Source organism: Spirosoma pulveris (assembly GCF_054781875.1).
On record NZ_BAAGTO010000004.1, the window covers coordinates 180,623 to 204,238 of the forward strand.

Consider the following 23,616-nt stretch of genomic DNA (forward strand, 5'->3'; position numbering starts at 1 on the left):
GTTAATTGTGAATAATATTCCAGAGGCTAATCCACGAGAAGAAGGATTGAAACCCAAACGAGCAGACGGCGGAACGGAGGTATCGAGCAATTCCAGAGGCTAATCCACGAGAAGAAGGATTGAAACTGTTATCTGGTAAACGGTTCTCGCCAACAACCTTAAATTCCAGAGGCTAATCCACGAGAAGAAGGATTGAAACCGCCCTACCGTCTACAACTACACTGACCGGCAGTTGGCCGCCAAACATTCCAGAGGCTAATCCACGAGAAGAAGGATTGAAACTTCGTCACGGTTCGGCTGAGCCGATTCATGTGGAGCATTCCAGAGGCTAATCCACGAGAAGAAGGATTGAAACCAGTCATACCAGAAATGCTTGATTTCGCTTTCTCAATTCCAGAGGCTAATCCACGAGCTCAATTCCAGAGGCTAATCCACGAGAAGAAGGATTGAAACAGTTTCAAAAACAGCTACTAGCTACCCAAAAGAATAATTCCAGAGGCTAATCCACGAGAAGAAGGATTGAAACCAATCAGCTTCGGGCCAAAGAATCGCCCGAACATATATTCCAGAGGCTAATCCACGAGAAGAAGGATTGAAACTACGACAACTGGGGAAGGGTCTACACCCTCCCCGGTGCTATTCCAGAGGCTAATCCACGAGAAGAAGGATTGAAACCACACAAAGACTCGGTACGGGACAGAGGAAAGGGGAATTCCAGAGGCTAATCCACGAGAAGAAGGATTGAAACTTTTAGATCGGGCAAATCTTCATCCGATACTTAAGCCATTCCAGAGGCTAATCCACGAGAAGAAGGATTGAAACCCTAATAATATCGTTGCTGTGATTTGACAGACAAATATTCCAGAGGCTAATCCACGAGAAGAAGGATTGAAACCTGTCAGGTAGTTGGTCATGATCTTTCGGAGAGTCGATTCCAGAGGCTAATCCACGAGAAGAAGGATTGAAACGATTTCTATCAGACGATCGCCAATCTGAACGGACGCATTCCAGAGGCTAATCCACGAGAAGAAGGATTGAAACGCTCGTCAACCCAAGGGATTGCTATAAGATCACAGTATTCCAGAGGCTAATCCACGAGAAGAAGGATTGAAACGGTTGGCGATCGTCTGGTAGAAATCCAGCCCGTCGATATTCCAGAGGCTAATCCACGAGAAGAAGGATTGAAACTCGACGATGCCGGATACCGGGTATTGAAAAAGGCGAATTCCAGAGGCTAATCCACGAGAAGAAGGATTGAAACCGATGACATGACGTTGGCTGATGTGGTACTGACGGTATTCCAGAGGCTAATCCACGAGAAGAAGGATTGAAACGATTAACTTGACGTATCGATACTGGAAGTGGCACTATTCCAGAGGCTAATCCACGAGAAGAAGGATTGAAACCCAAACGAGCAGACGGCGGAACGGAGGTATCGAGCAATTCCAGAGGCTAATCCACGAGAAGAAGGATTGAAACGTTATTGGTCTCTCGGCACCAATAACGGCAACTTTATTCCAGAGGCTAATCCACGAGAAGAAGGATTGAAACACAGCCTGTACACGGCCAAAAAGGACGACTCCGGGGTATTCCAGAGGCTAATCCACGAGAAGAAGGATTGAAACCTTCAGGCTGGGCAAACAGAAACAGCCCTATCAACAATTCCAGAGGCTAATCCACGAGAAGAAGGATTGAAACTATATATGCGTGTTCCCACATTGATCGGATTTGCGACATTCCAGAGGCTAATCCACGAGAAGAAGGATTGAAACGGGAAGGGTCTGGTGGAAAAACTGATGAAGAACAATAGCAGATTATCAACGCCTTTCGCCGAATCGCAAACGCTGCTTTTAACTTGTTTTCCATACCGTACCCCTCGTTTATACAGGTACACGTTAATCTTTCTGCTACGTTTGTTATCTAATGGCTAAACGTAGCGAAAATCATAATGAAATCATTCCTGAGTTGGATTTGTACTGCCACCCTGCTGTTAGCATTCACACTGCCGGTTGTGGCGCAGAGCTCCAAAGGATATAATTTGGGGGATGCCGTAGCCGATTTTCGGCTTAAGAATGTGGATAGCCGCCAGATTACCCTGGCCGATTATAAAGACCAGCGGGGCGTAATTGTAGTCTTCATGAGCAACCATTGCCCGTTTGCGAAAGCCTACGAAGACCGTCTGATTGGTCTTGACCGAAAATTCGCGACGCAAGGGTATCCGGTGCTCGCCATCATGCCCAACGATCCCAAAGCGTATGATGACGACTCGTTTCAGAATATGCAGGTTCGCTCACGCGAAAAGAACTACCCATTTGCTTATGGAATGGACGAGACGCAGACAACGGCTAAGGCTTTCGGCGCTACCCGTACACCCGAAGTGTTTGTGCTGAAGCAAACAGGTGGGCAGTTCATTGTTGAATACGTAGGAACGATTGATGACAGCCCTCAGGACGGAAGCAGCGTACAACGTCGGTACATCGACGAAGCCGTCAGTAGTCTGCTGGCCGGCCGGCCGGTGCAGTCGCCCATTACCAAGCCTATTGGTTGCGCTATCAAGTGGAAAAACTAAGAGAAATCCGGTTTGTGTAGTACCGAAAGCCCAGGTCGGTACTACACAAACCGGATTTCTGGCATATCATTTGCGAACCAGTTCGTGAGAATCAACTTACTCAATACGATTATGATCAAACATCCATTAACACTAACACGAATCAAGAACACGGCCGGTACGCTTATGCTGGTAGCTTCATTGGCATTACTGCAGGCTTGCGGATCAGACAACAAGAACGAGTCGCGTACGGAAGATGCTCTCGAGAAGACCGGGGATGCGATCTCGGCCGATACCAAAGATGCAACGGCTGAAGCCCGCGAAGATTTGAAAGAAACGGGGGATAAGGCCGAAGCCAAATCCGATGAAGTAGCCGCCGACTTCCGGCGCGAACGGGATGAGGCAGTGGCCAAAATGAACGTTCAGAAGGATAAACTGGATGCTAAAATCGATGAATTAAAGGCAAAAGCTGATAAACAAAGTGATAAGGCGAAAGCTGAAACAGATCGGCAGCGCGAAAAGCTGGAAGAGCAACGGAAAGAACTGGGCGAAGATATCGACCACGCTAAAAACGCGACAGCCGATGCTTGGCAGGATGTTAAATCAGGATTCAAACAGGCTGGCCGCGAAATAGGCGATGCGTTTGATAAAGCAGGCGACAAGCTGAAGCGAGATAACAACTAAACAACGCATTTTCGTTACCAAACTTGATAAGGTGCTGGCTTTCATGGAAAAGTCGGCACCTTATTTGTTTAGAAGAGTGTAGAGCCTTTTCCTCAGATTTGAGGATAGATATACAGTTATCTCTTGTATTCCAACGGGGAAAATTGTTATTTTGCGGGCTAAATTGACTGTTAAAAGCGAAATGTCTGTCATTAATAAGATCAGAGAACGTTCGGGACTGGCTGTTGGTATTATTGCCGTCAGTTTGATTCTGTTCATTGTGGGTGGTGATTTGCTCGGAGGCCGTAGTTTGCTCTTCGGCGGAAACCAGCAGGAAGTTGGTGAGATTGCTGGACAATCCATTGATTATCAGGATTTCAATGCCAAAGTGGACGAGCTGAGGGCGCAGTTTGAACAACAAAGCGGCCGGGCGCCTGCTGAGCAGGATCTCGTACAGATCCGGGAGCAGGCCTGGAATCAGCTTCTGTTTGAAATCGCCTATCAGAAAGAGTTCGACAAACTGGGCCTCAAAGTCACAAGTGAGGAACTGGTCGACATGGTGCAGGGGAACAATATCAGCCCGGCCGTTCGTCAGGCGTTCACGAACCCGCAAACCGGTGTGTTCGACAAAAGCTCTATTATCAGTTACCTCAAAGGCCTGAAAAACTTACCGGCTCAGCAACAGGCTGCCTGGGCTGGTTTTGAGAAAAACCTGGCTTCAGATCGACTGCGTGAAAAGTACGAAGGCTTGATGCGCCTATCGGTTTTTGCCACCACGGCCGAAGCACAGAAAGAGTACCAGGCGCAGAATACAAAAGCGAACGTGAAATTCCTGTTCGTGCCCTACTACACCATCAACGACACGACGGTGAAAGTGACGGATTCGCAACTGGAAGATTACCTTTCGAAGCATAAAGATGAATACCCTGGTGCAGATAGCCGGTCTATTCAGTATGTGACATTCTCGGTCGCTCCGTCCAAAGAAGACAGCTCAGCCCTGTATACACAAATTAAATCCCTGGCTCGTGGCCTAGGTGCTGCTACCAACGATTCGACTTTTGCCCAGCAAAATAGCGACGTTCGGGTACCCCTTTACCTAACGGCTGGCGAAATGCCGGAACAACTTCGGGCTGCCATTCCAACGTTTGCTCCCGGTGGTATTTATGGACCTTTCCGCGAAGGAAACACCTATTTTATTTATAAATACGGCGGTACCAAGCGCGATACCAGTTACACGGCCCGTGCCAGCCACATCCTGATTCAAACGAAAGGGTTGGCGGATTCAGCCAAAGCTGATGCACGTCGCCGGGCAGAAGGCATCCTGAAGCAGATTCAGGGTGGTGCCAGCTTCGAAGCCCTGGCTCAAACCAACAGCGATGACGGTTCCCGTTCGGTGGGTGGCGATCTGGGTTATTTCAAGAATAATGGCCAGATGGTGAAGCCGTTTGAAACGGCCGTGTTCGGTGCTACGTCGGCTGGGTTGATTCCCCGCCTGATCGAAACTGAGTTTGGATACCATATCATCAATGTGACGCAGCCAAAAACGAATGTACTTTACCGCATAGCGGCCATTGGTAAGGCAATCACGCCAAGCCAGACCACCCGCGATGAAGCGCTGCGCAAAGCAGATCAGTTTGCTTCGGATGTACACTCCAAAGAAGAGTTTGACGCCAAGGTGAAAGAAGATAAATCGCTGGTTGTGGCTACGGCCGATCGTATTCCGGAAGGTGCTAACCAGATTAATGCGCTAACGGGTTCGGAAGTGCGGCAGATCGTTCGGTGGGCGTTTAACGATAAAACGGACATAAACACGGTGTCGGAGCCGTTTGAAGTAGGTGATCAGTATGTTATTGCCGTCCTGACCAACAAGACGTCGAAAGACAAAGTGAGCATCAACGATTTCCGGAATGAACTGACGGCTAAAGTTCGCAACGAACTGAAAGGCGAGCAGATCATCAGCAAACTTGGTAACGCCAGCGGTACGCTGGAATCCATTTCGCAGAAGTACGGTGCCGGTGCTCTGGTTGAAACCGTTGAGGATGTTAACCTGGCAACGGGTTTTCTCCGCAGCGCCGGTGTTGATCCTGTTGCCCTCGGAAAAGCGTTTGGTCTGAAACCCGGTAAGCGTACGAAGCCATTTGCCAGCGAAGGTGGTGTTATAATCATGGAAACAGTTTCCGTGACGCCTGCTCCATCCATTGCCGATTACGCGCTCTACAAAACGCAAATTCAGCAGAACAATACCCAACGTGTTGGTTTCTATATCAACGAAGCCATTAAAGATGCGGCTAAAGTTGAAGACCGCCGGGCTAAGTTCTATTAGTGTTTAATTAACAATGTATGAAAAGCCCCCGTCTGCTTCCAGACGGGGGCTTTTTTGTCGTAACGTAGGTTCCCACCCGCGCCACGGGCGCTATTTAACCTGCTCCTGCAGATACGTTATCATTTTAGTTAATGCCCGCGACCGGTGGCTGATCAAACCTTTTTCGTCGATCGTCATTTCAGCGAAGGTGCGGTCGTAGCCATCCGGCAGAAAGACGGGGTCATAGCCAAAGCCCCCCGACCCGCGTGGTGCCGTTACAATCTGCCCCTCGATAACACCTTCGAATTGGTGCACGACCGGTCCGGCATCCCGCCCGTGCAGTACCAGGGTAAATACGGTTATAAACCGTGCCTTGCGGCTGGGCTTATTGGTCAGATTGGCCAATAGCTTCTGAATGTTCCTTTCACTATCCCGGCTACCGGAGTAAAAGGCCGAATCGACGCCTGGCTCGCCGTTCAGCGCGTCGACTTCCAGACCGGAGTCATCAGCAAAACAGGAAACACCAAAATGCGTCCAGACGTAATCGGCTTTCTGGCGTGAGTTGCCCGGAATTGTCCCGGATGTTTCGGGCAACTCATCGGTACAACCGATGTCCTGAAGGGTTTTAAGCGTGAATGAGCCGCCGAGTTTAGCGGCCACTTCGGCTAATTTATGTTGGTTGTTCGTGGCAAAGCAAAGTTCCATAGTAAACAAAAAAAGCCGTTTGCAGCGATAACTGCAAACGGCTTTCGTAGAATAAAGGAATACTTACCGGCCGGGCTGCGGCATACCGCCGGGCTGTCCGGGCTGACCTTTCTGGATATCGATCAGGTCGATGTCGAACAACAGAACCGAGTTCGGCGCAATACCCTGATTGCCACGTGGGCCATAAGCCAGCGTAGACGGAATAATCAGCGTAGCCGATTCGCCTTTATGTAGCTTGCTTACACCTTCTTCCCAGCCTGGAATGACCATGCCAACCCCAATTTGGAACTGAGCTGGCTTTCCACCCGCCTGTGGGTTTGTGCGTGAGCTGTCGAATACTTTGCCGTCCAGGAGTTTACCGGTATAATGCACCTGCACGACATCACCTTTATTGGGTGTGGGGCCAGTACCCGGCTTGGTGACTACGTAATAAACCCCCGATTCTGTTTTCTGGGCTTTACCGGCCAAACCGTTTTTAGCGATGTAGTTTTCGATAATTTTCGCGTCAACGCCTTTCTGCCTATCAAAATCAGCCGCCTGTGCTTTCTTATACTCGTCTTCGGTCTGTACATTCAGGATCTTCACCGCAATCCCAATGTCGGTGCCTTTTTGCACACCTGGAGGCAGGGGTTGCATGGCTTTGGTAAACAGCGAGTCGGCGCTAACGTAGAATGTAGCGCTATCACCTTTTCCCAGCATGGTTAACCCTTCTTCATACGATCCTTTGAAAGGCGGTACCTGCAACAACATCTGGAACGGAGTGCCTTCTTTGTGGGTATCGCGCAGAACAGAATCCTTGTTATTCATCAGAGTCAGGTGCAGGGTCAGAATATCACCAACCTTACCTTTACGATTCCCTTCTGTTTGCTCGTGAATTGTGTACTTCAGGCCGTTTTCCGTCACCTGTTGGCGGTTTTTACCGCAGGCCGCTACAACAGCGACGAGTAGGGCGGCTTTCCCGAAATTTTTAAGAGACATGTGAGATTACTTGGTTTATACGTAAGATGTTTACGGTACTGGATTCATCGTTTACGGGAATACTCGCACTGCATCGGCTTACTACCGTAAACTGCAAACCGATTACCGTAAATTTTTCTATACTGTTTCCAGCAGCAATTGCTGGTACTCGGGTAATACGGTCAAAAGTTTCTGTTCGGTATCGGCAAGGGACAATTTAGTACGTCCACCGGCTGCATTTCGATGCCCTCCGCCATTAAAATGCTTACTGGCCAGATCCCGGACGGAGAAATTACCTATAGAACGAAACGACATACGAATTTCATCATTCCGGTCGATTAAAATAGCGGCCATAACTACGCCGTCAACTGCCAGAGCATAATTTACCATCCCTTCCGTGTCGCCGGTTTTCGAGCGATATCGCTTTAGTTCGGCGTCGGTCAGGGTAATGTAGGCAAACTTATACTCGGGTAATACCTTGAGTTTTTCGTTCAGAACGTATCCCAGCAACCGAAACTTATCGAGGGTTACGTTGTCGAAAATACGCCGGTGGATGCTGCTAACGTCGATCTGCAAATCCACCAGTTCGGCGGCCATGCGGTGGACATTACCCGTGGTGTTGGGATGCCGAAAAGACCCGGTATCGGTCATTAATCCCGAATAGAGGCATTCTGCAATGGGCACATCGATCAGGTGTTTGTCGCCCAGGGCGACAATAAGCTGGAAAACCAGTTCGGCCGTTGCGGCTGCCGTCGGGTCCCACAGGGCCAGGTCGGCAAATGATTCCGGTTCGAGGTGATGATCGATCAGAATTTTACGTGCCCTTGACTGCCGCACCATGGGTGCCAGCTCGCGGATACGTTCGAGTGCTGAAAAGTCGAGACAAAAGATAACATCTGCCCGCTCAAATAACTCACTGACCGACACACGCACTTTCTCATCAAACGCAATAACGTTTTCGTTGCCGGACATCCAGTGTAAATTCTGGGAGTAGTCGGTCGGTGTAACAACCGTTACCAGATGACCTTTCTTACGAAGGTAGCCCGCCAGCCCCAGCGATGATCCCATGGCATCGGCATCGGGGTTCTGGTGAGTGGTAATCAGCACGTTTCGGGCGGCTCCGCCGGGCGGTAGTCCGATAATCGCGCCAATTGCGTCAATATCTTGCATATACAAATGGCCACAGCCATAATCGAAACTCAAAAGTACGAATAATACTAATTCCGACAGACGATTTGCCCCGATGCCCGGCAAGTTTGTCGCGTTGACTGTCTTTTGACGGTGCATGCACCGCTCCTTCCCGGTCTACGTACACATTAGCCGGTAAAACCCTACCTTTGCCCCAAGCTACGCAGGTTAGTCGAATTGACAGTACTGCATAAACTGGGTGAGCGCTTCGTACATAGAAGGAACTCACGCAGAAAAATAAATCTCGAACAGAAAAACTTAGAATGGCAACGAACCGAACGTTCACGATGATTAAGCCCGATGCCGTAGCAGACGGGCATATTGGTGCAATTATCAAGATGATTGAAGAAGCGGGCTTCCGCATTGTAGCAATGAAAAAAACGCAGCTCACGGGCGAACGGGCTGGTCAGTTTTATGCTGTACACAGCGAACGGCCATTTTACCAGGGTCTTTGTGACTACATGTCGTCTGGTGCTATTGTACCGATGATTCTGGAAAAAGAAAACGCTGTTGCTGATTTTCGCAAGCTCATTGGTGCTACCAATCCAGCGCAGGCCGAAGAAGGCACCATCCGGAAGCTGTATGCCAAGTCAATAGAATCGAACGCCATTCACGGTTCCGATTCAGACGAGAATGCAGCGATTGAAGGCAATTTCTTCTTTGCTTCGACGGAGGAGTTTTAGTAGTAGGAGCGAGGAGTTGCTGACGCACTGGCGAAATACATGTGTCAGCAACTCCTCACTCCTATTTTAGAATAATACTTACAAAACTCCTTCAATGCGCACACGTCGCATTTGGGGGCGCGGGCGAGGCACACGTAGCGACCATGCAAAATGAGCCAGTGGTGCGCCTTGGGAACGTGTTGTTTTGGAATGTGCGCCGTGAGTGCTTTCTCCACAGCCAGCGGTGTGTTTGCCGTTAATGGAGCCAACCCGAGTCGGTGCGATACACGAAACACGTGCGTGTCGACGGCCATTGTCGGTTCGTTATAGACAATCGACAGTATTACGTGGGCTGTCTTACGGCCAACGCCGGGTAAGGTCTGTAGCTCCTCTACGGTGGCCGGAATTTCTCCTCCAAACCGATTCATTAACGCATTGGCCATTCCAACCAGGTGTTTTGCCTTGTTGTTAGGGTACGAAACACTCCGTATATAAGAGAATACCTCTTCAACCGAAGCCGCAGCCAGCGACTCGGCTTCCGGAAATCGGGCGAAGAGAGCCGGTGAGATCTGATTGATACGTTTATCTGTACACTGAGCCGACAGAATTACCGCTACCAGTAATTCGTATGGATTGCTAAAGTGAAGTTCTGTTTTTGGGTCGGGGTAATGCTCTGTGAAATACTCAATAAAACGCCGAAACCGTTCTTTTTTCTGCATAGTTGTAGCGTAGCATAGCCATAACGTCGCATAGCCGAAGGCTAAACTGTAACTACAATAGCTATAGCTTAGCCTTCGGCCGTGCGGCCTTTCGACCACGTTACATAGTAAACCCATCTGCCAGTTACGTATGTCGTAACTTAGCAGGCGGGTTTGCCGGATGGTTTTTTGAATAATTGAGAATTGATTGAACCGTGTTGACACGTGGCTGACGTTCAATTCTGTTCATCAAAGCCCTTAATTCGAGGGCTTCGAGGAAAAACGTCATCAGGTCCGGTTCAGACATTAAAGCGTCTTCAATGAGCAGGTTTTCCTCGGGTGAGGTCTCCTCATAGACATACCGGACTACATCATCTTGGGTAAATGTTTTTATCATAACTCGGCGAACGTTTGCTCAGTTGTTTGCGCAAATTAATTAACGCATAACGCATACGTCCCAAAGCCGTGTTGATGCTGACGCCGGTTGCATCGGCAATCTCTTGGAAACTCATTTCCTCGTAGTGCCGCATGATAAGCACCTGACGCTGTTGTTCTGGCAATCGCTGTATCAACTCGCGCAAATGCTCGTGTGTTTCCTGTCGAATCTGGAGTGATTCAACTGAATCCTCCGCAAACTCAAGCGTATTGAAAACACTGCTTCCGTCTTCAAACACCACACTGGGGTAGCGTTTATCTTTTCGGAAATAGTCAATGGCCAAGTTGTGAGCAATTCGAATGATCCAAGGTAGAAATTTTCCCTCCTCGTTATATTTACCCGACTTAATGGTATCCACGGCCTTGATGAACGTGTCTTGCATTAGGTCTTCCGCAATGTACTGATCTTTGACAATCAGGTATATAGTGGTGTAAATTTTCGATTTGTGCCGTTGCACTAATTTGGCAAAGGCTTTTTCATTACCACGGATGTACAGGGAAATCAACTCACTGTCGTTTACCTGGGCTTTTTCCATTTTCAGTAAGACAATTAGGTAACGTAGAGCAGTGTTCCGATAGTGTATGGAGGAGTTATGTTTTTTGAAAATTTTCCTTGTTCCAGCCTTAAAAGTACTAAAAAAAGGCATTTAACTGCAAGTAATCGGTGCAAAAAATCTGCCAAACGGTACTTTTTTCAGCAAAAAAAATTAATTAAACAAATTACGTGAAAAAGTAGCAATTATACTTGCAAACCTAGCTTATTCTTGGAAATTATTGTACTTACGTCTGATTCTATAGTATAGATTCCAAAATCGGGCGATTAGTTTAAAATAAATTTAACTTTTTTTTAAAGTTGACAAGTTTGCAGTCGCTGCATTAAAGTCTGCCCGCAACTTCGTGCGTTTACCGTCCTTTCAGGTGAGGCAAATTAATGTTGCCGATACATCAATAGTGTTTTTAACAAGGTGGAAAGTTTAGACAAACTATTGATTTGCTATACTAAATGACTACTTTAGAGCTTCTTATAAGCTAATGGGTAAGCTGATAAGTGCCCTATGAAATCACATTGGCTTTTTATTCTGTTGCTGGGGTGGGGCGCTACCTGCTTTGGGCAACTGCATCCAAAACTGCCGGAACTGAATTTTGATCGGCGGGGGGATACCGTATACATGGATAGTTTATTGACTCTTGGTCGTACCTATCGGCAAATGGCGGCTACCTTGCCGCGTAGCCTGAGTACGGATACGGCACGTCTGGAAGGACTCCGGTTTATGGCCCTTGTGTTTAAACAGATGCGCGGTGAGCAGCGGGATAGTAGTTTTATATATGCTTCTCAATTGGTCGATCAGGCCTTACGCTACCATAATACGTTATACGCTGTGCGGGGCTTGATGTTACAGGAATACTACCTTCGAACGGTTAAAGGTGATTACCCTCAGGCACTGCGGATTAACCAGCGGGCATCGGAACTGTGCATAAAGCTGCCTCGTGAAAGCTCTCCACGCTGGCAGGTGCAGATGAATATGGGGGATATTTATCTGCTGATGAAAGAATATGATAATGCCCTTCAAAGCTATCGCCTTTCCCAAACCCTGCTTGGGTTTAATACGTCTCTAACCCCAAAAAATCGCAAACTGCTGATTAGCCAGGCTGTTACGCAAATTGGCGAAGTGTATGAAATTAGAGGCCAGTATGAGCAGGCTCGCCAGCAGTATGAAGCCAGCCGGCAGATGGCGATCGAGGCTCGCTCCCAAATAAATGTAGCGTATACGAATGAGCGGTTAGGCGATTTTTTTATCAGCCGTCATCAGCCCGAACAGGCAATCAAATTCTTTGACGATGCCCTTGCTGTGTGGACTCAGCTACATGACCGGGCTGGACAGGCCGCCGTTTGGGCAAGGCTGTCTGAAGGATATACCTTGATAAATAAACCGGACCTGGCCATTGAGTTTGGTGAAAAGTCCGTTGCTATTGCGCGGGAGTCGGGATTTATACGCATTCGCCAGCTCGCTACGCAGTCTCTCTACCAGGCGTATCGGTTGGCTAATCAGCCCGCGAAAGCCCTGGCCATGTATGAAGAGTATAGTGTACTCCGCGACAGTCTGACAAGCCTTAAACGGGTTGAGGAACTGTCGGCAGTGCAGAAGAAGTACGACATCAATCAGGTGCGTCTAGCCGCCGATAAAGAGCGGCTTATTCAGCAGCAGCAATTTATTAACCTGCGTCGGCAGGCAGAAATAGCCCGCTTACGGGCCGAAGCCGAACGGGAGCAATTGGCCGGTGAAACCCGGATGACGCAACTGCAACAGCGGATCGAAACAGAACGACTAAAAGCTGAAGCACAGAAAACCCGGCTGGAACAACGGGCTCATATTGATAAACTGAGTCACGACATTGAAGAGGCTAACCTGATGCGGGTGATTCTGGTAGGCGGCCTGGCCATGCTTCTGGGTTTTGTTGTTCTCTATTACCGTAAAAATCGACTGATCAATCGGCAGAAACGAGAAATAGAAAGTCTAAACTGGGATTTGGAAGATAAAGTGTTTGCCCGAACGGTGGAGCTGAAGCTGGCCAATGACCAGTTGCGGGCCAAAAATCGCGAGATTGAAGAAGCGCTCCTGCGCGGGCAGACGCTCGAACGGAAACGAATGGCCGCCGATCTGCACGACAGTCTGGGTGGCTTGCTGGCTGCTATCAAAACCAGCATGTCGGCTCTTAGTCCTTCCCACATGACAGACCGGGAACAGCAGATTTATTATAATTTGCTCAACATGACCAAAGAGGCATTCGCCGAAATCCGCTACCTGTCGCACAATTTGCAGCCCGACGAGTTGGAGAAGCAGGGGCTGTCGGAAGCTCTAATGCGGCTGGTCAACAAGCTCAACGTTACTCAGAAGATCATTTTTCGACTGGATAATGCCGAATTACCTCGTCTGGACAAGACCGCCGAGTTCAACCTGTATTCAATCTGTATAGAACTTTGCAGTAATATTCTACGGCACTCGGAAGCTACCGAAGCGGATATTCTGTTCCGGCGGTTCAACAATGAACTGAATATGATCGTGAAGGACAATGGTTGCGGCATGAATCCGGCCAATGCAACCGGCATGGGACTTCATAACATCCAGGCCCGGATGGACCTGATTCGGGGCCGGTACGAAATTCACTCCGAAGCGGGAGAGGGAACGACCTTTATTTTTATTCTGCCCGTCTCGCCCAACCTCACAGCGGCTTAAGGTTGAACCTTTCCGTTCACCAGAAACTCATTTTTGTCGAAAAGGGGCAGTTTCTGGAATCCCGAAACCGTGTATTCCTGTAATCCCCATTGGTTATTGGCCGTTGGCCCGCTGCTCAGGATAAGATGCCGTTCCGACGCATACAATGGATTCTTTGTCTGCAAAACAGCCTCAATCCGGCTAGGCTTGCGGGTGGTCGAGTCTAGCCGCACCTGAAGTGACCGCACCGTTAGCCGCTCTTCCGAGTTTTTGAGTGTGTATTGGTAGGTCAGCGAATCGGGGCGGGTTATCTGGTAACTGCTGCGGAGGGCAGGTTTATTAATATCGACCTGCGTAAATAATTCCAGCTCACGGCTCCAGTTGATTTCGTTCGTCGTTTGCTGATTACGTTTTTCGTTGATGGCAACCGTCTTTCGGGTAAGGGGTTTCCGGGTCGAAAGGTCGCTGATTTGCCCTTTTACGTACGTCAGCACATCGAAATAAACATTCGGTTGATTTGGCTGAGCGGGGTTAGTACAACCACTGATTGACAGTAGGGATAGCAAAAGAACGGGATAAACAAAACGCATAAAACAGGTTAAAATAGCCTCGAAAGAGATAGGCCTTCCGGTACCACCAACACGAATTTTTACAAATCGGTTTGGGCAATCAAATTCTGAACCAAATTTGCAGTCAGAACGCTTTCTAAGTAAACAGTTTGTAGTTTGTGGTTTGGTGATTACAGTTGCCTGCCGGATGGGTAGATTTTCCGCTGGCAATTGAACAAACGTCAAATCAGAAGCCACAAAAAAACAACCTCATTCATGGAATACGATGTTATTGTGATTGGTTCGGGGCCGGGGGGCTATACAGGTGCAATCCGTTGCGCTCAACTCGGACTGAAAACGGCCATTATCGAGAAATACCCATCCCTGGGCGGTACCTGCCTGAACGTAGGCTGCATTCCATCCAAGGCGCTGCTCGACTCGTCGGAGCATTATTACAATGCCGCACACACCTTTGCCGAACACGGTATCAAGCTGGCCGATCTACAGGTCGATCTGGCACAGATGATTGCCCGCAAAGCCAGCGTGGTTGACCAAACGACGAAAGGGATTACCTTTCTGATGAAGAAAAATAAAATCGACGAACTGCACGGCGTCGGTTCGTTTGTTGATCCGCATACCATCAAAATTACCAAAGAGGATGGGTCTGAGCAGATCATCAAAGGAAAAAATATTGTGATTGCCACGGGATCGAAACCGATGTCGTTTCCATCCATGCCAATCGACAAAAAACGGGTGATCACCTCCACCGAAGCCCTCACGCTTCAGGAGATCCCCAAACACATGATCGTGATCGGAGCGGGCGTAATTGGTGCCGAGTTAGGCTCGGTATATGCCCGGCTGGGTTCGAAAGTGTCGTTCGTGGAGTTCGCCGATTCGATGATCCCTACAATGGATAAAACGATGGGCAAAGAACTTCAGAAAGCGATCAAAAAACTCGGTGCCGATTTCTACTTCAGCCATAAAGTGACCAAAGTTGAGAACACCGGCGATGAAGTCATTGTAAGTGTCGATACACCCAAAGGCGAGCAGATCACGCTTACCGGCGATTACTGTCTGGTTTCGGTGGGTCGTCGTCCCTACACCGACGGGCTGAATCTGGAAGCGGCCGGTCTGAAAACCGACGCTCGGGGTAAACTCGAAGTAGACAATCACCTCCGCACCAGCGTTCCGCACATCTATGCGCTGGGCGACGTAATTCGGGGTGCCATGCTGGCCCACAAAGCCGAAGAGGAAGGTACGTTCATTGCCGAAACCATTGTTGGTCAAAAGCCACACATTCACTATCGACTCATTCCGGGTGTGGTATATACCTGGCCGGAAGTGGCTTCGGTAGGCTACACCGAAGAAGAGGTGAAGCAGGAAGGCATTCCCTATAAAGTCGGTTCGTTCCCATTCAAGGCGCTGGGCCGTGCCCGCGCGAGTATGGACGTCGACGGGCTGGTGAAAGTGCTGGCTCATAAGGATACCGACGAGATTCTGGGCGTTCACATGATTGGTGCCCGCACAGCCGACATGATTGCCGAAGCCGTTGTCGCTATGGAGTTCCGGGCATCGGCCGAAGACGTGTCGCGCATGTCGCACGCCCACCCGACTTATACCGAAGCGTTCAAGGAAGCCTGTCTGGCCGCTACAGACAACCGGGCAATCAACATGTAAGGTGCCTACGATAAAAAATGCACAAGCCCGGTTGCTCAAAAGCAGCCGGGCTTTTCTGTATATTGCCCTCTTAACCAATACAACCGCCTGCCATGAAAAAAACAATTACTCTTCTCTTTACCCTGTTGGTTGGCTACGCCCAGGCCCAAACCGCCGATTCTGTAACCATTCGAAAAATTTACAACGAAGCCCTGGCCAATGGCAAATCCTACGACTGGCTGCGCTACCTGACCAAGCAGATCGGTCCGCGCCTGAGCGGCTCCGCCGGCGCTCAAAAAGCCGTCGACTGGACGAAGCAGGTGATGGAGAAAGAAGGCTTTGATCGGGTGTTTTTACAGGATGTACTGGTGCCCCATTGGGTGCGCGGGGCTAAAGAGGTAGCCTATATTCAAAATGGGAAACAGAAGGTGACGGTGCCGATCGCAGCTCTGGGCGGTTCTGTAGCTACGGGTCCGAAAGGCGTTGAAGCGGGTGTGATCGAAGTGAAAAGCTTTCCAGAGTTACGAGCACTGGGACCGGATAAAGTGAAAGGCAAAATTGTCTTTTATAACCGCCCGATGGACCCTACTAAGATTAACACGTTTGAAGCCTATGGCGGGGCTGTCGACCAACGGGCCAATGGCGCTACCGAAGCTGCCAAGCTGGGTGCTGTTGGTGCCATTGTTCGGTCGATGACTAACGTACACGACGACAATCCGCACGTGGGCGGTATGCGTTATGGAACGGGCGTTCCCCTGATTCCTACGGCGGCTATTAGTACCAATGCGGCCGATCTGTTGAGCAAGTCGCTGGCCGAGAACCCAAACCTGACTTTCTATTTCAAACAGAACTGCGAAACCTTGCCCGATGCCAAGTCATATAACGTAGTTGGCGAGATCAAAGGCAGTGAGAAACCGGAGGAGATCATCGTTGTTGGCGGTCACCTCGATTCCTGGGATCTGGCCGAAGGGGCGCACGACGACGGGGCGGGTTGTGTGCAGTCAATTGAAGTATTACGAATCATGAAGGCGCTGGGTATCAAGCCAAAGCGGACGATCCGGGCGGTGATGTTCATGAACGAAGAAAATGGACTTCGTGGGGGTGTTCAATATGCTGACCTGGCCAAAAAGAATAACGAGAAACACATTGCCGCCGTTGAATCGGACAATGGTGGATTCACCCCACGCGGTTTCGGTATTGTGGGTACGCCCGACCAACGGGCTAAAGTAATGCCCTGGAAACCGCTGCTGGCTCCTTATGGCCTGTTGGAAATTGGCGCGGGTGGGGGAGGAGCCGACATTGGCCCGCTGGCTCAGTCTGGTACGGTGCTGTTCGGCTTCAAACCGGATTCGCAGCGGTATTTTGATTACCACCATACCACCGTCGATAAATTTGAAACGGTGAGCCAGCGGGAGCTTGAACTCGGTGCGGCTTCTATGGCGGCTTTGGTATATCTACTGGACCAATACGGGCTGTAGCAGGTAGTTTTTCGGGAAAGTTCTGGTTATTTATGCTGTTCCTGCAAAACATAGCCTGAGCTTTCCCGGGTATTTTAGAAGCTGATAATAATCTTTCTTTTGTCTGATATTTTCCGTTAATTTTGTAAATTCTAAGCAACTAATTTTGCCATTGCTTAATACGCCAACTTGTTATTTAATCGTATGAACTTTTCGCTTCGCTTTGGTTATCTACTGGCAGTTCTGCTGGTCGGGTTGACCGCTTGTCAGAAGCCCGCTACCCCGGCTGAGTATAACGCAAAGGCTGCCAATCCCGAATACTATAATTCGGCGTTGAACAAATTGACAGAGGTCGTTATCCACGACATTTTTTCTCCCCCCGTTGCCAGTCGTATTTATTCATACGCCAACCTGGCTGGGTACGAAGCGCTGGTACCCTTTGATAGTCAGTACGAATCGCTGGGGGGTAAATTGAAGCGATTTCAGAGTGGGCCAAAACCGGAACCGGGTAAGGAGTACTGCTTCCCGCTAGCCAGTGCCCGTGCTTTCCTGACCGTTGCCCGCGCGCTGACTTTCTCAGTCGATTTTTACGATACATTCGAGAAGCCTTTTTACGAACAGTACAAGAAAGATGGTGTTCCAGATGAGGTTTATGACCGCTCGCTGGCGTATGGAGAGGCCGTTGCCAAGCATGTTCTGGATTACGCGGCTAAAGACAGCTACAAGCAAACCCGCGGCTTCAAGCATACGGTTACGAATGAAGAAGGGTCCTGGGTGCCAACTCCGCCAGCGTATATGGACGCGGCCGAGCCGCAGTGGAACAAACTCCGCTGCTGGGGTATGGATACCTGCAACCAGTTTATGCCCCCCCGTCCGTTCCCCTACAACCTTACCAAGGGCAGTCCTTATGCCAAAGAACTGGATGAGGTTTATCAGATCGGTAAAAATCTGGATAGACAAAAGCAGGATATCGCTTATTTCTGGGATGATAATGCATTTGTCATGAACGTAGCCGGGCACGTAATGTATGCCAGCAAGAAAATGACGCCCGGCGGACACTGGCTGGCAATTGCCCAAACCGTTGCCCGCAAGAAGAAACTGGGCCTGATGCAAACGGTCGAAGCTTATGCGCTCACGTCCTTTGCGTTGAGCGATGGCTTTATTTCGTGCTGGGACGAGAAGTATCGCAGCAAAACGGTTCGGCCCGAAACAGTCATCAATAAGTCAATGGACCCTAAGTGGACGCCTTTCCTGCAAACACCTCCCTTCCCGGAGTATCCAAGCGGACACAGTGTAATCTCGACGGCTGCCGCCACCGTACTGACAAACCTCATGGGTGATAACGTCGCTTTCACTGATTCGACCGAGTTTCCGTATGGCCATGGTGTACGGTCGTTCTCCTCCATCCGGGCTGCTGCCGACGAAGCGTCGATCAGCCGGTTGTATGGCGGCATCCACTATCGGTCGGCGCTGGTGAATGGACAGGTAGAAGGCGAAAAAGTAGGTAAATGGATCGTCGAAAAAATTCATACCCGCAAATCGGCAGTAGCGCAACGCTAGTTTACCGGTTTACCGACGTACCCGCTTATCCTTGTGACAACGAAGTGCCGCTTGTTGGTATACTGGCCGAAGCCGCTGATAGGGTTTGCTACGGGAGGGGGAGAGATGCTACTGGCCGTTCTGAATGGCGTTGGGGGTTAGGCCACCACTGAAGACCGGTCAACTGAGGTAAAAATAAGCCGTTTACAAACAGGTTCAATGTTGACTTCGACAGCTGAATCTCTGCTGTAAACGGCTCTATTTTTTTGTTACCATTGAGCTACAGGGAAGTGAGAAGACTGAAGTTCAAGTTCTACATCTTTAGTATGAATCGCCATCTTGTTCAACGAGATATAGATGGATTTGACCGCGTTTTCGATGCGGTTCCAACCTGCTTCGCTCCGTAGGTCAATGCTAATCATGGTACGGTCGTTTTGCGCCATGATGGTCAGATACGTCATAGCGCCAAGGATAATCGCCGAAATGGCCTGAGTATCTGCACCCTTTACGAAAGAGAGCTGGCTAACCAGTCGTGTCATTTCCTCATCCTGTGCACGGGCTGTTGTTTCGGCAATAGGGTCGTTCTCGATAACACTTGCTTTAAGTACTTCGCGGGCGGCTTTGAACGTACGGAAATACCGATAGGTTTGGATTACCTGCCGATACCAGATTCGGGCAATATCCGATTCGTGTAACGGGCGAATCTGATCTAAGACGGAGGGGGAGAATATCGGGAACAACTTCCCCATCTTCACATAGTATTCGAACAGGCCTTCCATGCCACCAAAATACCTGTATATAAGTACTTTACTAACATTTGCTTTCTCCGCAACTCGGTTCACGCCTACGCCTTCGATACCACGTTCGGCTATAACTTCTTCCAGAGCTTCAACAATACGCTGGGTGGTCTTTGCGCGGTTCCGCCTGATTTTTTCATCCTTGTCCATGATGATTGCATTCATAATAAGTCAGTAATTCAAGTAGATGTCACCCCTTGGACTAATGGTGTTAAGAAAAGTCACTTGAGGTCACTATTTCTACAAAATCAGGTTTTATACAAGTGTCAATTCGTACACGTAATGCACAACTATCCTAAGTTTCAAGAGTCAATTTTATAAGAAGTAACTTTTTGCCTACTATTTATCTTTCAACTGTATTTCATTTTTAATTAATTTAATTCTATTATTTATGAACAAATGTTTAATTGAATTGCTATATGAGATGTAAATAGTAATTTATTGGTCAATTCGTAAATACTATTAGGTATCCACAAATCGTTTGCCGAAAATTTAGTGTATTATTCTAATCTGTAAATTTTTTGTCTATAATCATGTACATTGATAAATTATAAGTAATTGTGCCTTCATCGATTATCGCTCAGCGAAAAAGGAGAATGAAGCTGTAAAGTGGTTTGGCCTCCACTGTTTGTGTTATATAAAAATCTATATGTAGTTAAAAATTGACAATTGAGGTAATTTAAAGGAAAAGTGAATGAGTAAAATAGCCATACAAGCAGCTCCGTATTATGAAATATCTGTCAATTATTGCTATGTATTTATTCGTACAACTTTCTTTTATAAAACGAGTGCGCGTTTATTTGATAATACTGGTTCTGTCAGGCGCTAAACTTGCCAATGGTCAATCATTAACAACAAGCATCCGGCTTAATCAAGTAGGATTTTATCCGCAGGCAACTAAAATAGCCGTGGTGGTCAATGAAAAAGACGCGTCTACAACAGTCAAAACTTTTCAGATTACATCGCCCGATCAGAAAAAAGTTGTGTTTACGGGTACATTGAGTGAACCTAAAAAAAATCAGATCTCAGGCAAGACAAGCCAGTTCGCCGATTTTTCGCCCTTTAAACAGAAGGGGACATACCTAATTGTCGTACCAGGTCTGGGACACTCGTATCCGATCGAGATTCGGCCGGATGTACACCGGGCCGCAGCCATTGGCGCTCTGAAGGGGTTTTATTACCAGCGGGTGTCTACCGACTTACCCAAAAAGTATGCCGGTAAATGGGCTCGCCCGGCCGGTCATCCGGATACACGGGTGTTGATTCACCCCTCAGCGGCTTCGCCGGGGCGTCCGGCAGGCACGGCTATTTCATCGCCTAGGGGCTGGTATGATGCGGGAGATTACAACAAATACATTGTGAATTCGGGCATTACGGTGGGTACGCTACTTTCTTCGTACGAAGATTTTCCTGGTTACTTTAAATCGTTCGATACCAACATTCCGGAAACGGGTAATGCTGTTCCCGATCTGCTGGACGAAGTGCTCTGGAACCTGCGCTGGATGCTGACCATGCAGGACCCGGCCGATGGGGGCGTCTACCATAAACTGTCGAACCCAAGTTTCGATGGCATGGTCATGCCGGATAAAGCGGTGAAAGACCGCTACGTTATCCAGAAAAGTATTACCGCCACGCTAGATTTCGCTGCCGTACTGGCGCAGGCCAGCCGGGTGTTTAAACAGTACAACAAAGCATTGCCCGGCTTGTCGGACTCCTGTCGGACGGCGGCTGTGAAGGCCTGGAAGTGGGCTGAGCAAAACCCCAATGCCGTTTATCGTCAGAACGAGATGAATACGCAGTTCGACCCCGATGTGGTAACGGGGAGTTATGAAGATCGCGATGCGAGCGATGAGTGGGTTTGGGCCGCCCTTGAACTGTATGTGACGACAAAAGATGATGCTTATTATACGGCAGCAAAGCTCAAATCCGACGAGAAACTGAGTTTGCCCTCCTGGAACCAGGTCCGTTTGCTGGGTTATTACACACTCGCCCGCTTTTCGAATGAACTTACGCCACTTGGCAAGCAGGGAAACGCATCGGTGAAAAAGCAACTAGTTGCCTTTGCCGATGACCTTATTCAGGGAACAGACCAGCAGGCGTATGGTACGGTAATGGGTAAATCGGCGCGGGATTATAGTTGGGGGAGTAGTTCCGTTGCGGCTAACCAAGGTATTGCACTCATTCAGGCGTATAACCTCACCAAAGATGGCCGTTATCTGCGCTTTGCCCTGACCAACCTCGACTATCTGCTGGGCCGCAATGCAACGGGCTATTCATTCCTGACGGGGTTTGGCGACAAATCGGTGATGAAGCCGCACCACCGCCCCTCCGTAGCCGATGGTATCGACGAACCCGTACCGGGCCTGTTATCGGGCGGACCAAATGGGAATGCACCGAAGCAGGATAAATGTCCCGGTTACACCGCTACCTCGGCCGACGAAACGTTTCTGGATGATTCCTGTTCGTATGCCTCCAACGAAATCGCCATTAACTGGAATGCGCCACTCGTGTATCTGGCGGCAGCTATCGAAGCGTTACAGACAAAGTTGTAGTGCCCACTTCTCCGGCCGATGCTTCATGTTCGATCCTTACGTATACTGATAAGCCCACCAGATTAGCAGCCCCTGGAGTGGCAACCGGCCCCAACGGAGCCAGGCGGGAAGTTTGGCAAATCGACTGGAAATAGCCATGTGAACATTCGCCGGAAAGATAGCGATCAGCAGTAGAATGAGCCCCCAGGCAGACAGCGATCGGGTAGCTGGAAAAAGCAGGCCAACGCCCAGCAGAACTTCGGCAATACCACTTAGAATAACCATCAAGTTATGCGCCGGAATGTAGGGCGGCATGATAGCCAGATAGGTTTTTGGACTGATAAAATGGTTCAGCCCGGCAGCGATATAGACAACGGCCTGAATGTAAAGACTTAAATTCGACATGCGTGTTTAGATAGCGGCTCTGGCAACCTCGCCAGAGCCGTACTAAGCTAGTCGATAAACTTGACTTTGACGCGTTACTCAACAACATGCCCTACAAAACCGGCCGTGTTATCCAGAATGAGCCCCCCGCGCCGGAAACCCAGGCCGCAGCCTTCGCCCGCGTAAAAAACACCGGCCTGATACGAATTTCCTGCCGAGTCTTTCGGGAAATCGACGTATTCCTGATAGATTTTAGGGTAGTCGCCATAGTCGCCCTCGGTAGTCTGGCGCTCGCTGCCGTCCGGATTTAGAATACGGGTGTTGGCACCTTCCCGCCCAAACAATACTTTCTCAACGCAGGGTTTTCCGGCCAGTGGTTTTGTGTCGGTTTCGAGCAGAAGGGGATGATTGGGATAAAGCTCCCACAAGACTTTCAGGATGTACTTGGACTGAAACAGCAGCGTATAGGCCGGGTTCAGCACAACGGCCAGTCGCTTGCGCACTATCTCGGTCAGAATCTGGACCAGTTCGGGTTCATCTTCGGCGATGGATTCCCAGGGCACGAGCTTAAACCAGAAGTCAAGCTTTTCGAACTCGCCGTTTTTCGGGTTTTGCCAGAAAATGCCCTCTTCAGCCGAAAAATCAACGTTATCGACAAAATCGAATTCGATATCATACCCCGCTTCCCGGGCCGCTTCGCCCAGTAAGGCTACGTTGGCGTCGTCTTCGGGAAAGCCCCGCATGGCCGAGAGCAGCAGCGTTGGCTGCAAGTCGGGGTTTACGGCCAGCAGTTCTTCAAACTGGCCCGTTAAGGTCTCAAAGACTGCGTTGAACTGCTGGCTGTCGTCGAGTCCGTTGGCGCGCAGGTGTGCATATTGAACAACGGCGGTTTCGGGTAAGCAGGTGGCAGTGTCGGCGTTGAACTCGATTAGCTTGATAGGTTGCCCGTTAATGCCCCCGGCCAGATCAAAGCGGCCGTAGAGGTGAATATGGCGATCGTCGTTCCAGGACAGTTTTATCAGGTCGATCAGGTTGTCGGGAATGCCCGCTTCGGCAAATCGATTCTCGTCGATGATCTGCTGTCCGGCGGCTATGAACATCTCAAATAATTCATTGGCCGCTTCATAGTAGGCATCTGCTTCGGGAGACTTTATGGTTACAACTTCATTGGACAGATAAGGCAGTGTATCCTGGCCAAGCATCCAGTCCCAGCCAAGATTTCGTAACTGGGCGTCCGGAGATGTAGGTAGTGATTTAAGAGAGATCATAGCAAGAGTCCTTTAACTGGTGAATTACGACACGTATCAATCTATTTGTAACTCCACAGGCCG

The 23,616-nt window shown here is 49.2% G+C and carries 19 protein-coding genes and 1 CRISPR repeat array (1 of these 20 running past the window's edge); of the genes, 9 read left to right on the top strand and 10 right to left on the bottom strand.

The genetic code is table 11. The features are described 5' to 3' along the window. Positions 1 to 1,772: a CRISPR direct-repeat array (repeat unit 37 nt; unit sequence ATTCCAGAGGCTAATCCACGAGAAGAAGGATTGAAAC); it begins 130 nt to the left of the window's first position. Positions 1,773 to 1,948: 176 nt separating this feature from the next. The 3 genes from ACYVJM_RS16650 to ACYVJM_RS16660 all read left to right on the top strand — a co-directional run bounded on the left by ACYVJM_RS16650 (position 1,949) and on the right by ACYVJM_RS16660 (position 5,534). Beyond that, on the top strand, positions 1,949 to 2,569 hold the full coding sequence (locus ACYVJM_RS16650; RefSeq protein WP_461149357.1) for a thioredoxin family protein: 621 nt from the start codon (positions 1,949 to 1,951) through the stop codon (positions 2,567 to 2,569). A gap of 111 nt (positions 2,570 to 2,680) precedes the next feature. After that, positions 2,681 to 3,232, top strand: a complete 552-nt coding sequence (locus ACYVJM_RS16655; protein WP_461149358.1) for a sll1863 family stress response protein — start codon at positions 2,681 to 2,683, stop codon at positions 3,230 to 3,232. 181 nt (positions 3,233 to 3,413) lie between these two features. Continuing rightward, positions 3,414 to 5,534 carry a peptidylprolyl isomerase gene (locus ACYVJM_RS16660; RefSeq protein WP_461149359.1) on the top strand — a complete coding sequence of 707 codons (2,121 nt, stop codon included), beginning with the start codon at positions 3,414 to 3,416 and terminating at the stop codon, positions 5,532 to 5,534. A 90-nt stretch (positions 5,535 to 5,624) separates the two neighbouring features. Here ACYVJM_RS16660 and rdgB read toward each other — a convergent pair whose 3' ends face one another. The 3 genes from rdgB to ACYVJM_RS16675 form a co-directional block, all read right to left on the bottom strand. Further along, complete coding sequence (rdgB, locus tag ACYVJM_RS16665; protein WP_461149360.1) at positions 5,625 to 6,218, bottom strand: RdgB/HAM1 family non-canonical purine NTP pyrophosphatase; 594 nt, start codon at positions 6,216 to 6,218, stop codon at positions 5,625 to 5,627. Positions 6,219 to 6,281: 63 nt separating this feature from the next. Beyond that, positions 6,282 to 7,196 carry an FKBP-type peptidyl-prolyl cis-trans isomerase gene (locus ACYVJM_RS16670; RefSeq protein WP_461149361.1) on the bottom strand — a complete coding sequence of 305 codons (915 nt, stop codon included), beginning with the start codon at positions 7,194 to 7,196 and terminating at the stop codon, positions 6,282 to 6,284. 117 nt (positions 7,197 to 7,313) lie between these two features. After that, complete coding sequence (locus tag ACYVJM_RS16675) at positions 7,314 to 8,345, bottom strand: DHH family phosphoesterase (protein ID WP_461149362.1); 1,032 nt, start codon at positions 8,343 to 8,345, stop codon at positions 7,314 to 7,316. Between the two features lie 281 nt (positions 8,346 to 8,626). Here ACYVJM_RS16675 and ACYVJM_RS16680 point away from each other — a divergent pair, with 281 nt between their 5' ends. Further along, entirely contained in the window at positions 8,627 to 9,046 is a 420-nt protein-coding gene (locus ACYVJM_RS16680) for a nucleoside-diphosphate kinase (protein ID WP_461149363.1), read from the top strand. 44 nt (positions 9,047 to 9,090) lie between these two features. On the opposite strand, the gene nth is transcribed toward ACYVJM_RS16680, so the two are convergent. The 3 genes from nth to ACYVJM_RS16695 all read right to left on the bottom strand — a co-directional run bounded on the left by nth (position 9,091) and on the right by ACYVJM_RS16695 (position 10,694). Beyond that, positions 9,091 to 9,744, bottom strand: coding sequence for an endonuclease III (gene nth, locus ACYVJM_RS16685; RefSeq protein WP_461149364.1), 654 nt, complete (start codon positions 9,742 to 9,744; stop codon positions 9,091 to 9,093). Positions 9,745 to 9,868: 124 nt separating this feature from the next. Next, the gene (locus ACYVJM_RS16690) at positions 9,869 to 10,120 is read right to left on the bottom strand and encodes a hypothetical protein (protein ID WP_461149365.1); all 252 of its coding nucleotides are present in this window, start codon (positions 10,118 to 10,120) and stop codon (positions 9,869 to 9,871) included. Next, positions 10,095 to 10,694, bottom strand: a complete 600-nt coding sequence (locus ACYVJM_RS16695; protein ID WP_012930482.1) for an RNA polymerase sigma factor — start codon at positions 10,692 to 10,694, stop codon at positions 10,095 to 10,097. Before ACYVJM_RS16695 ends, ACYVJM_RS16690 begins: the two co-directional genes overlap by 26 nt. Before the next feature lie 519 nt (positions 10,695 to 11,213). On the opposite strand from ACYVJM_RS16695, the gene ACYVJM_RS16700 reads away from it, so the two are divergent. Beyond that, entirely contained in the window at positions 11,214 to 13,394 is a 2,181-nt protein-coding gene (locus ACYVJM_RS16700) for a tetratricopeptide repeat-containing sensor histidine kinase (RefSeq protein ID WP_461149366.1), read from the top strand. On the opposite strand, the gene ACYVJM_RS16705 is transcribed toward ACYVJM_RS16700, so the two are convergent. Continuing rightward, complete coding sequence (locus ACYVJM_RS16705; protein ID WP_461149367.1) at positions 13,391 to 13,963, bottom strand: hypothetical protein; 573 nt, start codon at positions 13,961 to 13,963, stop codon at positions 13,391 to 13,393. The two genes, ACYVJM_RS16700 and ACYVJM_RS16705, sit on opposite strands and share 4 nt — an antisense overlap. 204 nt (positions 13,964 to 14,167) lie before the next feature. Here ACYVJM_RS16705 and lpdA point away from each other — a divergent pair, with 204 nt between their 5' ends. From lpdA to ACYVJM_RS16720, 3 genes are all read left to right on the top strand, one after another. Beyond that, on the top strand, positions 14,168 to 15,598 hold the full coding sequence (lpdA, locus tag ACYVJM_RS16710) for a dihydrolipoyl dehydrogenase (RefSeq protein WP_461149587.1): 1,431 nt from the start codon (positions 14,168 to 14,170) through the stop codon (positions 15,596 to 15,598). 92 nt (positions 15,599 to 15,690) lie between these two features. Further along, the gene (locus tag ACYVJM_RS16715) at positions 15,691 to 17,055 is read left to right on the top strand and encodes a M28 family peptidase (RefSeq protein WP_461149368.1); all 1,365 of its coding nucleotides are present in this window, start codon (positions 15,691 to 15,693) and stop codon (positions 17,053 to 17,055) included. Positions 17,056 to 17,238: 183 nt separating this feature from the next. Continuing rightward, complete coding sequence (locus ACYVJM_RS16720; RefSeq protein WP_461149369.1) at positions 17,239 to 18,594, top strand: vanadium-dependent haloperoxidase; 1,356 nt, start codon at positions 17,239 to 17,241, stop codon at positions 18,592 to 18,594. 248 nt (positions 18,595 to 18,842) lie between these two features. On the opposite strand, the gene ACYVJM_RS16725 is transcribed toward ACYVJM_RS16720, so the two are convergent. Beyond that, complete coding sequence (locus tag ACYVJM_RS16725; RefSeq protein ID WP_461149370.1) at positions 18,843 to 19,535, bottom strand: TetR/AcrR family transcriptional regulator; 693 nt, start codon at positions 19,533 to 19,535, stop codon at positions 18,843 to 18,845. Positions 19,536 to 20,122: 587 nt separating this feature from the next. Here ACYVJM_RS16725 and ACYVJM_RS16730 point away from each other — a divergent pair. After that, the gene (locus ACYVJM_RS16730) at positions 20,123 to 21,922 is read left to right on the top strand and encodes a glycoside hydrolase family 9 protein (RefSeq protein WP_461149588.1); all 1,800 of its coding nucleotides are present in this window, start codon (positions 20,123 to 20,125) and stop codon (positions 21,920 to 21,922) included. Positions 21,923 to 21,958: 36 nt separating this feature from the next. On the opposite strand, the gene ACYVJM_RS16735 is transcribed toward ACYVJM_RS16730, so the two are convergent. Both ACYVJM_RS16735 and ACYVJM_RS16740 read right to left on the bottom strand, forming a co-directional pair. Continuing rightward, complete coding sequence (locus tag ACYVJM_RS16735) at positions 21,959 to 22,306, bottom strand: DoxX family protein (RefSeq protein WP_461149371.1); 348 nt, start codon at positions 22,304 to 22,306, stop codon at positions 21,959 to 21,961. A gap of 74 nt (positions 22,307 to 22,380) precedes the next feature. Continuing rightward, entirely contained in the window at positions 22,381 to 23,553 is a 1,173-nt protein-coding gene (locus ACYVJM_RS16740; protein WP_461149372.1) for a glutathionylspermidine synthase family protein, read from the bottom strand. Between the last annotated feature and the right edge of the window lie 63 nt (positions 23,554 to 23,616).